12 protein-coding genes and 1 pseudogene are annotated in these 12379 nt (G+C 68.1%); 8 read left to right on the top strand and 5 right to left on the bottom strand.

From position 1 onward, the window contains the following. The first annotated feature begins 356 nt into the window (after positions 1 to 356). Positions 357 to 1340 (top strand): pentapeptide repeat-containing protein, encoded by a 984-nt coding sequence (locus ACH4S8_RS43000; RefSeq protein WP_398404407.1) that lies wholly within the window; start codon positions 357 to 359, stop codon positions 1338 to 1340. After that, positions 1334 to 1612, top strand: a pseudogene (locus ACH4S8_RS42995) (GNAT family N-acetyltransferase); the annotation flags it as partial. The gene ACH4S8_RS43000 and the pseudogene ACH4S8_RS42995, both read left to right, overlap by 7 nt. Positions 1613 to 1629: 17 nt before the next feature. Here ACH4S8_RS42995 and ACH4S8_RS42990 read toward each other — a convergent pair. Together ACH4S8_RS42990 and ACH4S8_RS42985 are read right to left on the bottom strand one after the other, a co-directional pair. Next, positions 1630 to 2658 (bottom strand): ImmA/IrrE family metallo-endopeptidase, encoded by a 1029-nt coding sequence (locus ACH4S8_RS42990; RefSeq protein ID WP_398404413.1) that lies wholly within the window; start codon positions 2656 to 2658, stop codon positions 1630 to 1632. 41 nt (positions 2659 to 2699) lie between these two features. Then, positions 2700 to 3326 carry a hypothetical protein gene (locus ACH4S8_RS42985; RefSeq protein WP_398404405.1) on the bottom strand — a complete coding sequence of 209 codons (627 nt, stop codon included), beginning with the start codon at positions 3324 to 3326 and terminating at the stop codon, positions 2700 to 2702. Positions 3327 to 3706: 380 nt separating this feature from the next. Between ACH4S8_RS42985 and ACH4S8_RS42980 the strand changes: the two genes are divergently transcribed. Continuing rightward, on the top strand, positions 3707 to 3931 hold the full coding sequence (locus ACH4S8_RS42980; RefSeq protein WP_398404411.1) for an HNH endonuclease: 225 nt from the start codon (positions 3707 to 3709) through the stop codon (positions 3929 to 3931). A 1-nt stretch (position 3932) separates the two neighbouring features. Here ACH4S8_RS42980 and ACH4S8_RS42975 read toward each other — a convergent pair whose 3' ends face one another. Next, positions 3933 to 4193 carry a hypothetical protein gene (locus ACH4S8_RS42975; RefSeq protein WP_398404403.1) on the bottom strand — a complete coding sequence of 87 codons (261 nt, stop codon included), beginning with the start codon at positions 4191 to 4193 and terminating at the stop codon, positions 3933 to 3935. A 93-nt stretch (positions 4194 to 4286) separates the two neighbouring features. On the opposite strand from ACH4S8_RS42975, the gene ACH4S8_RS42970 reads away from it, so the two are divergent. Beyond that, a complete protein-coding gene (locus ACH4S8_RS42970) occupies positions 4287 to 4544 on the top strand; it encodes a hypothetical protein (RefSeq protein WP_398404401.1) in 258 nt (85 codons plus the stop codon). A 99-nt stretch (positions 4545 to 4643) separates the two neighbouring features. On the opposite strand, the gene ACH4S8_RS42965 is transcribed toward ACH4S8_RS42970, so the two are convergent. Beyond that, positions 4644 to 5348 carry an HNH endonuclease gene (locus ACH4S8_RS42965; protein WP_398404399.1) on the bottom strand — a complete coding sequence of 235 codons (705 nt, stop codon included), beginning with the start codon at positions 5346 to 5348 and terminating at the stop codon, positions 4644 to 4646. A gap of 384 nt (positions 5349 to 5732) precedes the next feature. Beyond that, the gene (locus tag ACH4S8_RS42960) at positions 5733 to 7481 is read right to left on the bottom strand and encodes a dolichyl-phosphate-mannose--protein mannosyltransferase (protein ID WP_398404397.1); all 1749 of its coding nucleotides are present in this window, start codon (positions 7479 to 7481) and stop codon (positions 5733 to 5735) included. Between the two features lie 95 nt (positions 7482 to 7576). On the opposite strand from ACH4S8_RS42960, the gene rsmI reads away from it, so the two are divergent. The 4 genes from rsmI (at position 7577) to ACH4S8_RS42940 (ending at position 12346) form a co-directional block, all read left to right on the top strand. Next, a complete protein-coding gene (gene rsmI, locus ACH4S8_RS42955; protein ID WP_398404395.1) occupies positions 7577 to 8434 on the top strand; it encodes a 16S rRNA (cytidine(1402)-2'-O)-methyltransferase in 858 nt (285 codons plus the stop codon). A 247-nt stretch (positions 8435 to 8681) separates the two neighbouring features. Continuing rightward, positions 8682 to 9152 (top strand): hypothetical protein, encoded by a 471-nt coding sequence (locus ACH4S8_RS42950; RefSeq protein ID WP_398404393.1) that lies wholly within the window; start codon positions 8682 to 8684, stop codon positions 9150 to 9152. A gap of 82 nt (positions 9153 to 9234) precedes the next feature. Continuing rightward, positions 9235 to 10125, top strand: a complete 891-nt coding sequence (locus ACH4S8_RS42945; protein WP_398404391.1) for a TatD family hydrolase — start codon at positions 9235 to 9237, stop codon at positions 10123 to 10125. Positions 10126 to 10882: 757 nt separating this feature from the next. Continuing rightward, entirely contained in the window at positions 10883 to 12346 is a 1464-nt protein-coding gene (locus ACH4S8_RS42940; protein WP_398404409.1) for a ubiquitin-like domain-containing protein, read from the top strand. Positions 12347 to 12379: the final 33 nt, after the last annotated feature.

The raw sequence follows: 12379 nt of genomic DNA, 5'->3' as shown, positions 1-12379 counted from the left end.
CGGGGCTCCTCTGCTCCTTCAGCGCGCCGACTGTACTGCCGCTGGGAGCCATCGATACACCCCACCCCGGTGAACCTTCGCGGTCACAGCACTAGCAGCCACGTTCAGTGTGTCTGCGCGTCTCATTGACCAGTGTCAGGGCGTGGCCTAGGGCGACTCGTTTGGACCAACGGGAAGACCCAGGTTTGCGTCTTCCCGGCGTAGCAAGTGTTGCTGTCGCTTGGCGTACGGGATGCGATAAGTAGGTGGCTAGAAAACTGAGCGTTGATGAGCTTCGTCGCCTCCGTCGCGTTAGCCGACGTCGACAGAGTGGCCGTTCGGTGCAGCTCAGACCCGAAGGCCAGGACCGGACTCGAATGGTCGCCCTGATCGCGGCCAGCCTGCCAGGGCTCGCAGCGCTGGGTGCACTCCTGTTCACCTGGATGCAGGTCGGGCAAGCGAACAAGGAACTACGGATCTCCGAAAGTGGACAGATTACCAGCCGTTTCAATAACGCGGTCCGCAATCTGGGATCGCAGTTCCTGGACGTCCGATTGGGCGGCATCTACGCCCTGCAACGCATCATGCAGGACTCCGCCTTCGACCATCCGACGGTCGTCTCCGTGCTGGCTGCCTTCGTGCAGCAGCACGCCGGATCGAGTGCCAAAAGCCTTAAGGAGCCGATGGCTTACGGTATACGCGCCTACAAGCCAAAGGCTGAAAGCGCCGACAACTACACGCCAAAGGCTGATGTCTTGGCGGCGATTTCCGTGCTAGCCAGACGCCGTCCCGAACGCGACAACGGGACGATCGTTGATCTGTCTTTTAGCGACCTCCGCAGCATCAGCTTCACGGGTAAGGGTCCCATCAATTTCCCGGAAGTTGACCTGTCCACTGCAGACCTCCGCTGGGCCACCTTGAACCGCGCAGACCTGAGCAGGGCATCTCTGATTTACGCGAACCTTAATGATGCTTTTCTTGAGGCGGCCAACCTCAGGGCAGCCGATCTGAAGGGGACAAAGCTCGAAGTGACGTCTCTAAAAGGGGCGGACCTTCGCGGAGCAGACATGACCTGTGCAAGCGGCGTTCCTTCGGATACCGGTCAGATCGAGCCGACAGACTGTGTGGACCTGCGGTACGCCCTTCTGGACGACGCTGACCTTCGGAATGCAAAGATGGGTCATGCGGACCTTCGTCAGGCAACCTTGGTGGGCGCGGATCTCCGTCACGCAGACCTCAACCACGCGGATCTCCGTCACGCGGATCTCCGTCACGCAGACTTTCGTGGCGCCAAACTGACCAACGTGAAGTTGCAGGATGCGAAGCGGACCGGCGCTCGCGGGCTCCCGCCGGAGGGCTGAATCTCGGTGGTCGCCTGCTTGATTGGGCCGGCGATTGGGCACACCGTGCGGGTGCCAAGTGGCTCCGGTTGGACGCATGGACTACCAATGAGGGACTTCAGCGCTACTACCTCGGGCAAGGGTTCACGCATGTCCGAACGGTTCGCGAGGGCGTCGCAGTGAACGGCGGACCTAGGGTCTCTGGATGGTTGGCTCAGCGCGCGGCGCGGTCGGCGGACCACGGCTTTGTCGATCGCACGCCTGCCCCGGAGCGATTGCCGTTCGCTGCTTGAGTCGATGCGAGCAGGGGTTAAACGGCTCTCAAGGATCGGCGAGTTCCGTATCCTGCCTGAAATTCCGGGGTCTTCAGTCCAACGACCCTTGCTAGCTCTGCATCGCTATATCCATAGATTTTACGATGGGCGTCTAGGACCGAGGAAAGAATTCGAGATTCCTCTGACTCCAGGGTGACGGGTTCATGGCGGTTAAATCCGCGTTGCGCCATTTGTGCGCTTAGGCTCTTGTAGCGGTTGGCGTCAATCTTCCCCAGCGTGTATGCGCGGCGAATGATTGAGGCCATTGATGTCTTCCAGTGTTGCTTGAGTTGCATTGCGCGCTGGAGGTTGATTCCAGTCAGTTGGGGCGTAATGGTGCGCGCCGGCATCAGGAATTCTGCTGCAAACCGGTCCGCCTCGCGTTCACCGTCCTCACTTGGAACCTGGTGCATGACAAGGTGGCCGACCTCGTGAAAGACGGTGAATCTCTCTCGGTCGGCAGGCATTCCAGTATTCAAAATGATTACAGGAAGTGAGGCCGGCGGACGGATGCTCATGCCTGAGATCTTTGGTGACCCAAGATCTCGTCGAACCACTACAACACCCGCACGCTCGACTGTCCGGACCGCATCTTGGACCGGCCCGTCAGGAAGGAGCCATGCAGTTCGCAGCTTGCGTGCAGCTTCTTCCGGCTCGGGCCCCTGCGCTTCGGGTGACTCGAAGGTAGGTAGAGGGTGGACGGGCGCGATGTCCACACTCGTCTCCAGTCGCTTCATTTGCATGAGGAAGAGATTGATCTCTGCCTCGATGCGGCGAAGTGCTGTCTGGCCCAGCCCGGCTTGCTTGCGGTGGTAGTAGCTGGAGGCGCCAAGCCCTATGGGATCGTCGGGCCAGTCGAACATCTCGCGAGGGTAGTCGAGCGCACCGGCGATGATGTCGATGCGCTCGGGTGGGAGCGGCGCCAGACCGTGCTCTGCTTTGGACAGGACTGCTTGAGAGATCCCTGTCATCGTCGAGAGCTTGGACTGCGACAAGCCGCGCGACTCCCTCGCGGTCTGGAGCATCCGCGGGTTCATGGCAGTCCCGATCCTTTCCTGGCTAGTGACTACTCGCTTCCGTCCTCGGCTCGATCGATCTTCGGCACAACCTGGGTGTCTCCTTGCCCGTCGGTTGGCGCCAAGGGCACGGGAGCGGTGCCGACAGGGCCAAGGCCGTCGTCCAGTCCCAACCCGTCATCGAGGCCGAGGTCGAGGTCGATAACCCACAGCATCTCGTTCGCGAGGCTGCAAGTGATTGCCACTCTATCCAGGTCGATGCCTGCTTCATCGGGGAGGTAGCCAGCGACGATGTGCGTCAGCTCGTCCATGCCCGGAAGTGTCTGGTTGGCGAAGTTGCGGGCTTGTTGGGTGGGGATCCCGCTGGTTTTGAGCCCCTTGCTCCGGAATTTCTTGAAGCGCAGGAGGAGGCGTTCGTCGAAGGTCAGCAGGAGGAACCCCCGCTCCTCGCTGATCACGACGCCTGACGCGCCTTCGAAGCGATTCATCGCTTCATAGCGGATGAAGTCGTACACCAGGCTCGCGCGGGTCCTGCCGCTGACGATGACGGCCAGTTCGGTGTCTGCCTGCAACAGCTTGCGCCAGCGTGACCAGCCGTCCTGGAGCACGTTTCGGATGTCCTCGCGATGCTCGCCAAGGACGTCTGCTGCCTCTTCTAACGTCAGCGGGTTCGTCACGAGAGCATCTTGCACCCCTTACTGAGGGGGTGTCAATTATTCTTGAAACTATTCCGCTTGGTGTCTTCTGGCTCGCCGTCAGCTCGACAAGTGACACCAGCACCTGCACATCAGCAGCGATGTGCGCCGGCGGAGAGGCGCACACCAAGGTTGACGCCGGGTGGCTGATTGGCGGCGGGGGATGACTGGTCGGAAGGTCTCGTATCCGGTGTGTACGCGCCTACTGATCAGGCGAAAGCACTGCGTGCGAGCCACCGATCGGCTGTCATGGGTAGGTCCGACCTGTCTGGAGGGAAGCGTGCCTCAGAGTCACGAAGGAATCCTGGTTCCAGTACCGCACGAGGGCGGAGCGTGGAGCAGGCAATGGCAACTCAAGTGCCCTGCATGCGGCAGCTCGAAATGCATCGAGACCTTCCGACTGGACTCGCCGCCGGGCGCGAGCCCTGGCGCGCGACCGTTTCACCTGCCGACAGTGCGGAGCCCGCGAGCACCTTGAGGTGGATCACATCGTGCCCGTAGCTCGCGGTGGCTCCTGGGATCTGGACAACCTCTGGGTCCTCTGCGCGTCGTGCCACAAGTTCAAGACGTACACCGAGCGAACCTGAGTCACTTCCCCTCGTACGTGACGGGGGTTCCGTACACGAGATAGACCATCTCGCTCCGCGGCCCTGCCATGTTTCCACCGACGAACACGGTCGGCTCAATCCGAGTTCCAACCACAGCTTCGGCGCCCCACGAGGCGACTTGCGCTTTGAACCGATCCAGCACATCTGACAGGTCGCCGCTCCGCGTCAAGTGGGCAAGGCCCCAGCTCCCCGTGATGCGGCAGTTGGGGATCGTGTTCGTCGCATACAAAAGCACGGCCATGCGTCCATGCTGAGAGCGGTGAGGTGATCACGCACCTGCACCAAGCCGAGCGGGGGACGCACGGCATACATCGAACGCACCTGAGGAGGGCGCATGTGGGACTACCGAGCGTCCGTACTCAGAGTGAAAGACGGTGACACGCTCCGCATCCTGGTGGACCGAGGCTTCGACGAGACAAGAGAGATTGATCTCCGCCTGGGCCCAGACGTATACGCCCCGGAGAAACGGGACCCCGGAGGTCCTGAGACTCGAGACTTCGCAGCCGCCTGGGTCGACGCCCGCGACGAGGGCGAGTGGCCGTTCGTCGTCACGCTCCAGCGCACTAAAGTGGCTGGGCCCTGGGGCTGGTAGGCGCTGTGAGAGGTGGCCCGGCGGCCTGGCCTTGATGCTTACGTCCCAGCCCATGCGTCTGGCAGGCAGCCCAGGGGGCTGCCTGCCAGACGAGGGCAGCTACTCGTTTTCGAGTTCTGTGATGACCTGCTCGGCGAGGGCGGTCATGACCTGCATGCGCTCCTTCTGGGGCAGCCGGGACCACTCCTGGAACACCTTCTCGGTGTCAGAGGGGGTGCGCCGTCCGGCCTGCATCCAGCCGTAGAGGGTGCGCTTGTCTTTCAGGCTCCGGTGGGAAGCGTGGGTGAGTACCTGCTGGCCCGTGGGCGGGTCCACGGTGATGTCGCGGGACTCGTCGCCGCAGCGCTGGCACTCGGCACGCAGGTTGTCGTCGTCGTTCGTGCCGCCGCGGTTGACCGGGATGATGTGGCCGATGGTCATGACGGCGGTGCGTCCGGGGGCATCGGGAAACTCCTGTCCGGCACGGATCCCGCAGACCTGGCACGTGTGACCGTCGCGCTCCAGGATGCGTCGCCGCTTGGGCCCGGTGATGTTCTTGCGGATGGTCTTCGGCGGAGTCTCGCCGAGATCAACCCGGGTCCCCATCTCCCGGACGAGGTACTCGTCGGGCTTCAGGTTCGGGTTGACCTTGTAGTTGTCGATCTTCCAGCCCATCGGCCGCAGATCCCGCATGCGGCGGTCGGCCTGAGAGACGTCCGGGACCGCCTCGAACAGCTCCAGCTTGCTGAACTTCCCGCCCACGCCCTTGGAAGCCACGAACTCGGCGACCTTCACCAGGGATGTCCTGCGCACGGCTGTGTTCATTTAATTCATTCCTCCCCTGTCCAGCACCCCCTAGTGGTGTGCCGGACGTGAAGATCATGGCGTGCGGCGCAGTACATGTCAAGGCTGGCGCAGCGTTCGGCAACGTTCGGCGCAGCATTCATGCTTGCCAGGCGCGCCTGTAGTCTCGGGTGTTCCGGGACGCGATAGGCCCGTTCATAGCGCCGGATTGCCGGTGCGGGGTTGCCGTTTTCTGTGGATGACCGCGTGCACGTCCTGCGGCTAAGGCGACGCGGTTGCGTCTCCTGGTCCCCAGAGCTGGGCCGTCCTCGGGCCGTGCGAGGGCGACCAATGACGACCGCCAACGGCCAACAACGACTGAGAGGGCGCGACCGACGGTCGCGCCCTCTCAGTGTGTCTGCCCAGCTAGACCCAGGTGTCCAGCCACATCCGGGACCGCCACTGTTCGATCGGGATCGCCGTGCCCGTGTACAAGGGCCAGAAATAGATGAAGTTCCACAGGATCAGCAGGACCAGGACGCCCGATCCCGCCGCGCCGATGACGCGGCGGCGTTCTCCGGCGCCGGGCGGGCCGAGGATCGCGCCGATCATCATCGTGACGGCCAGGCACAGGAACGGCACGAAGACGACGGCGTAGAAGAGGAAGATCGTGCGCTCCTGGTACATGAACCAGGGGAGGTAGCCGGCCGCGACGGCGCAGACGATGGCGCCCGCCCGCCAGTCGCGACGGAAGGCCCAGCGCCACAGCACGTAGACGAGCGCGAAGCAGGCGGCCCACCACAGCAGGGGCGTGCCGAGCGCGAGCACCTCACGCGCGCACTTGTCGCCCGTGCCGGCCGGACAGCCGTCCTTGCCGGGCAGCGGGGACTCGTAGAAGTACGAGACCGGGCGGCCGAGGACGAGCCAGCTCCACGGGTTGGACTGGTAGGTGTGCGGCGACGTCAGCCCGACGTGGAACTTGTAGACCTCGTGCTCGTAGTGCCACAGGCTGCGCAGCCAGTCCGGGAGGAAGGTCCAGTTGCCGCCCCTGCCGTCCGTCACGGCCCAGTTGCGGAAGTAGCCGCCCTTGCCGTTGTCCGGCGACAGGATCCAGCCGGTCCAGGAGACCAGGTACACGGCCAGGGCGACCGGGACCGTCGCCAGGAACGTGATGCCCGTGTCGCGGGCCAGCGCGGCCCCGAGATACGGCCGTCGGGCGCCCGCGACCCGGCGCGAGGCCCCGTCCCACAGGACCGCCATCACACAGAACGCGGCGAGGACGTACAGCCCGTTCCACTTGGTGCCGATGGCCATGCCCAGCATCAGGCCCGCCGTCCAGCGCCAGGGCCGCCAGCCCAGCCGGGTCGTCTCGGCGATGTGCGCGTCGGGTCGGACGAAACCGGACTCGTCGGCGGGCAGCGCCGCCGCCAGCCTGGCCCGCGCCTTGTCGCGGTCGACGACCAGGCAGCCGAAGGCCGCCAGCACGAAGAACATCAGCACACCGTCGAGCAGCGAGGTGCGGCTCATCACGAAGTGCAGGCCGTCCACCGCCATCAGCAGGCCCGCGAGACAGCCGAGGAACGTCGAACGGAACAGCCGGCGCCCGATCCGGCACAGCAGCAGCACCGACAGCGTGCCGAGCAGCGCCGTCATGAAGCGCCAGCCGAAGGGGTTGAAGCCGAACATCCACTCGCCGAGCCCGATCACGTACTTGCCGATCGGCGGGTGCACGACATAGGCGGCGTCGCTGGGGACCCGGACGTGCCCGTTGTTCTGCAGGATCAGGTCGTTGGCGTCCTTCGCCCAGTTGACCTCGTAGCCGCGGTGGAAGAGCGCCCAGGCGTCCTTCGCGTAGTACGTCTCGTCGAATATCACCGCCTTCGGGCTGCCCAGGTTCCAGAACCGCAGCAACCCGGCGACCAGGGTCACCAGGAGCGGGCCCACCCAGCCCGACCAGCGGTTGAAACGGTCGGCGACCTCCTGACGCAGCCCGAGCGCGGCCCAGATCCCGGGGCCTGGCTCGGCGTACGGCGGTACAAGCCGGTCGCGCACATCACTTCGGGGCGGCGCCGTGTAGCCGAATCGGCGCAGCCGCTGCTGCCACGACGGCCGCCGGTCGTCGGCGGCCTGGCCCTGCCCCTGCCGGGTGTCCGTGGAGGACGCGGTACTGGTCACCGCGCCATCGTAGGGAACAGGTCTGTGGGAGTCCCGTGCACGGGCCCTTCGGATGGGATGAGCTTGCCGGGCCGCGCCCCTGCGAGGATGGAACCGTGACAGGAATCCTTGTGTTGGCAGGCACTCCCATCGGCGACATCTCCGACGCGCCGCCGCGGCTCGCGGCGGAACTGGCCGGGGCCGATGTCGTCGCGGCCGAGGACACCCGCAGGCTGCGCCGGCTCACGCAGTCCCTCGGGGTCCAGCCGACGGGGCGGATCGTGTCGTACTTCGAGGGGAACGAGGCCGCCCGGACCCCGGAACTCGTCGAGGCGCTGGTCGGCGGGGCGCGGGTCCTGCTCGTGACCGACGCCGGGATGCCGTCCGTGTCGGACCCCGGCTACCGGCTGGTCGCGGCCGCGGTCGAGAAGGACATCAAGGTCACCGCCGTACCCGGCCCCTCCGCCGTGCTCACCGCGCTCGCGCTGTCCGGCCTGCCCGTCGACCGCTTCTGCTTCGAGGGCTTCCTGCCGAGGAAGGCCGGCGAGCGTCTGTCGCGGCTGCGCGAGGTGGCGGAGGAACGCCGCACGCTCGTCTACTTCGAGGCGCCCCACCGGCTCGACGACACCCTCGCCGCCATGGCGGAGGTCTTCGGCACCCAGCGCCGCGCCGCCGTCTGCCGCGAGCTGACCAAGACGTACGAGGAGGTCAAGCGCGGCCCGCTGGGCGAGCTGGCCGCCTGGGCCGCCGAGGGGGTGCGCGGCGAGATCACCGTCGTCGTCGAGGGCGCCCCCGAGAAGGGGGCCGAGGAACTGGACGCCGCCGAGCTGGTGCGCAGGGTGCGGGTGCGCGAGGAGGCGGGGGAGCGGCGCAAGGAGGCCATCGCCGCCGTCGCCGCCGAGGCGGGAATTCCCAAGCGGGACGTCTTCGACGCGGTCGTGGCGGCGAAGAACGCCGAACGAAGCGGCTCGTAGGCCGAACGAAGCGGCCCATAGAAGGGCAAAGGACTACCGTGGAAAGCAAAGATCAGGCCGCGTAACAGGAGCGTTCCGACAAGGAAAGGCCAAAACGACTCCAACACTCGACAGGCCGGATGCGTTCGCGCCGGGAGAAGCGTCCACTGGACGAAGGGACGTACCCGTCCCTCGCCTCGGCAAATCGGTGGAATTCGGTGGAATTCGGCCGACGGAGGTGCTTGTCCAGCGGACAAGAGGAGCTGGCATGAGTGAGACCACAGGACGGACCGGCGGTGTCGCCGCCGGTCAGGTCACCGAACAGACCGGGCACCGCGGCGCGGCGGCGGCCGTCGTCCACGAATCGTATTCATTCGCCTGCATGCGCTGCGGGCACGGCTGGGAACAGTCCTACGAGATCGAGCACCACCGCGACTCGGAAGGTGCCGAGTACGTGGTGTACGTGGCGAACGGCGAGGTCGTGCCGTCGCCCCTCAGCCGGCCCACCTGCCTGAACTGCGACAGCCACGTGGTGCGCATCATGCGCGCCGGCCAGGTGTCCTCCGTCCTGGACTCCATGCACTCCATGACGCACCGCCCCCACCGTCCGGTACCGCGGCAGCCCGAGGACGGCCCGGCGGGGGAGGCGCAGGCCGAGTCCGCCGGCGCCCCGAAGGAGCCGCACCACTGGCACCTGTCGGACCTGCTGCACCCGTTCCAGCACCGCCGGGCCGGCTGAACCGGCCGGACGGGACCCACGGGACGGCCTCCCGGCTCCCCGCGAGGTGAGGCCGGGCATGCCCCCTTCGTAGGATCGGGGCATGCCTTCCACCGCCTCCTCCGCCGCCGACAAGAACGCCGCACCGCCGCTCCCCGAGCCCCTGCGCGTTCCCGTGGCCGACTCGCACACCCATCTCGACATGCAGTCCGGCACGGTCGAGGAGGCCCTCGCCAAGGCCGCGTCGGTCGGAGTGACGACGGTCGTCCAGGTCGGCTGCGACGTGAAGGGCTCGCGCTGGGCCGCCGAGACGGCCGCCGCGCACGACGCCGTCCACGCCACCGTCGCCCTGCACCCCAACGAGGCGCCCCGCATCGTGCACGGCGACCCCGACGGATGGTCCCGGCAGGGCGCCCGGCAGCCGGGCGGCGACGCGGCGCTGGACGATGCGCTCGCGGAGATCGACCGCCTCGCCGCCCTGCCCCACGTCAAGGGCGTCGGCGAGACAGGACTGGACTTCTTCCGCACCGGGCCCGAGGGCAAGGAGGCGCAGGAGCGCTCCTTCCGCGCCCACATCGAGATCGCCAAGCGGCACGGCAAGGCCCTGGTCATCCACGACCGCGACGCCCACGCGGACGTCCTGCGCGTCCTGGCGGAGGAGGGCGCCCCGGAGCGGACCGTCTTCCACTGCTACTCCGGCGACGCCGAGATGGCGGAGGTCTGCGCCCGTGCCGGCTACTTCATGTCCTTCGCCGGCAACATGACCTTCAAGAACGCCCAGCCGCTCCGCGACGCGCTGGCCGTGGCCCCGCTCGAACTCGTCCTCGTCGAGACCGACGCGCCCTTCCTGACCCCCGCGCCGTACCGCGGACGGCCCAACGCTCCGTATCTCATTCCGGTCACGGTGCGTGCCATGGCCGCGGTACGGGGGATCGACGAGTACACCCTGGCGACCTCGGTCTCCGCCAACACCGCGCGCGCGTTCGATTACTGAGCCGTAACGGTTCCGGGGGTTCTCCCTGCTCCGGTCGGGGGTTTTTTCTGCTCCGGCCGGGGGCTCCGACGGGGGAGTTTCGCGACACAGCGTAGCCGCGTTGCTTGGGAGAGTGACGACCGCTCCGCTAGGTTCTGGTCGCCCGATCCGGACCCTGGAGCGTGTCGTCGTGAGCAGCCCGCGGTACGAGCCGTACGAGCCGTACAGGATGTACGGACCGACAGGTGGCCCCGAAGCCGCCACCGTCGTCATCGGCGTCACCGGCGCCCCCGCCTCCGTGGTCGTGGTCGGCGCACCCACCCCGACTGACCCGCCCGGCCCGCCGGGGCCGCCGGGGCCGCCGGGAGTACACGGCGGGCCCGGGGTCTTCGGCGCGGCTGGTGCGGCCGGTGTGCCTGGCGGGCTCGGAGCCTTCGGTGCCGTCGGAGTGCCCGGGGTCTTCGGTGCCCCCGAGGCGCCCGTGCGGCCCGGAGCGGCCGGTGCGACACCGATGGACCACCCGGCGTACCGCGGTTACGGGAGACACCGGGGAGGCGGATCGTACCGGGGGCGGGAAGCTCAGACGGGTCCCGGCCATCAGGCCCCCTCCGGCCATCAGGCCCCCTCCGGCCATCAGGCCCCCTCCGGCCATCAGGCCCCCTCCGGCCATCAGGCCCCCTCCGGGCATCAGGCGCCCTCCGCCCACCAGGCTCATCCCGGCCGGCAGGTCCACCCCGGCCCCCAGGCCCCCTCCGGGCATCAGGTCCACCCCGGCCACCTGGCCCGTCCCGGGGACGAGTCCTTCGGTGGGCAGGAGAGGTTTTCCGGTCACGCGGAGTACCTGCCCCACGAGCCGTACGGCCGGGTCTCCCCGGCGTTCGGGCGGGCGGCCCACGACCCGGGCGTCGTGCCGCCCGCGGCGCCGGACGCGCCTCCGGCGCCCCCGGACGGCGCGCCCGGTACACGTGGTGCGAGCGGAGTGCGCCCCGCGCCGGTGGCGCCCGACGCGCCGACCGAGCCCCGGCTGCCCCGGCTGTCGCGTCCGCAGCCGGACACCCTGGTCGCCACGGACGGCGCACGGGGTTCCGGCGCCACCGGCGGTCGGGCCGAGGCGCGTCGGGCGGGCCGGCGCAGACGGGTCCCCGAGCGCCCGGACCCCCTGCGACGGCTGCTCCCGCAGGCCCTGGTCGTGGCCTTCCTGGCCGGCGGCACCTCGGCGTTCGTCGCCAACGACAAGGCGATCGAACTCAGCGTCGACGGCAGATCGCGCTCCCTGCACACCTTCGCGGACGACGTGACGGAACTGCTCGCCGACGAGGGGGTGAAGGCGGGTCCGCACGACATGATCGCGCCGGCCCCCGGTACCGCCCTGGCCAGCGGGGACGAGGTCGCGGTGCGCTACGGGCGCCCGATGCACCTCACCATCGACGGGGAGCGGCGCAGGGTGTGGACGACGGCCCACACGGTGGAAGGCGCGCTGAGCCAGCTGGGGGTGCGCGCCGAGGGCGCCCATCTGTCCGCCTCGCGCTCCCGGCGCATCGGGCGCGAGGGACTGGCGCTCGACGTGCGGACCGAACGCGCGGTCACGATCATGGCCGACGGCCGGGCGCGGACGATCCGCACCAACGCCGCGAGTGTCGCCGAGGCCGTCCAGGAGTCCGGGATCACCCTGCACGGACAGGACACGACCTCCGTCCCGGCCGGGAGCTTCCCGCGTGACGGGCAGACGGTCACCGTCCTGCGCGTCACCGGGAGCAGGGAGGTCCGCGAGGAACGGATTCCGTTCGAGGTGCGGCGGGCCGAGGACGCCTCGCTGTTCAAGGGCATCGAGGTCGTCGAGCATCCGGGTGAGTACGGAGCGCGGCGCCTCACCTACACCCTGCGCACCGTCAACGGCGTCAAACAGCGGCCCCGGCTCGTCCGGTCCGAGGTGGTGCGGCAGCCGCGGGCCCGGACGGTCCGGGTCGGCACGCGGCCGCACCCCTCGTCCCCCGGCGGCGGCGACCACCTGAACTGGGCGGCCCTCGCCGCGTGCGAGTCCGGCGGCCGGCCCGGCGCCGTGGACCCGTCCGGCACCTACGGCGGCCTCTACCAGTTCGACACCCGCACCTGGCACACCCTCGGCGGCACCGGGCGCCCGCAGGACGCCACGGCCGCGGAACAGACCCAGCGGGCCAAGAAGCTGTACGTGCGCCGGGGGACGAGCCCCTGGCCCCACTGCGGGCCGCGGCTGCACGGCTGACACCGACCGGGGCCGCGGCGCACGGCCGGCACC

The organism is Streptomyces sp. NPDC021080, assembly GCF_044333225.1.
Lineage (GTDB): Bacteria > Actinomycetota > Actinomycetes > Streptomycetales > Streptomycetaceae > Streptomyces.
The sequence above is the reverse complement of the archived record's forward strand: the minus strand, read 5'-3'. Positions and strand labels throughout refer to the sequence as shown.

What these genes read in the sequence shown, in the direction of transcription:
- ACH4S8_RS42970 (WP_398404401.1), top strand. Translation starts at nt 4,287, where the DNA reads ATGTGGGACTACCGAGCGTCCGTACTCAGAGTGAAAGACGGTGACACG.
- ACH4S8_RS42965 (WP_398404399.1), bottom strand. Translation starts at nt 5,348, where the DNA reads ATGAACACAGCCGTGCGCAGGACATCCCTGGTGAAGGTCGCCGAGTTC.
- ACH4S8_RS42975 (WP_398404403.1), bottom strand. Translation starts at nt 4,193, where the DNA reads ATGGCCGTGCTTTTGTATGCGACGAACACGATCCCCAACTGCCGCATC.
- ACH4S8_RS43000 (WP_398404407.1), top strand. Translation starts at nt 357, where the DNA reads ATGGTCGCCCTGATCGCGGCCAGCCTGCCAGGGCTCGCAGCGCTGGGT.
- ACH4S8_RS42990 (WP_398404413.1), bottom strand. Translation starts at nt 2,658, where the DNA reads ATGCTCCAGACCGCGAGGGAGTCGCGCGGCTTGTCGCAGTCCAAGCTC.
- ACH4S8_RS42950 (WP_398404393.1), top strand. Translation starts at nt 8,682, where the DNA reads ATGAGTGAGACCACAGGACGGACCGGCGGTGTCGCCGCCGGTCAGGTC.
- ACH4S8_RS42945 (WP_398404391.1), top strand. Translation starts at nt 9,235, where the DNA reads ATGCCTTCCACCGCCTCCTCCGCCGCCGACAAGAACGCCGCACCGCCG.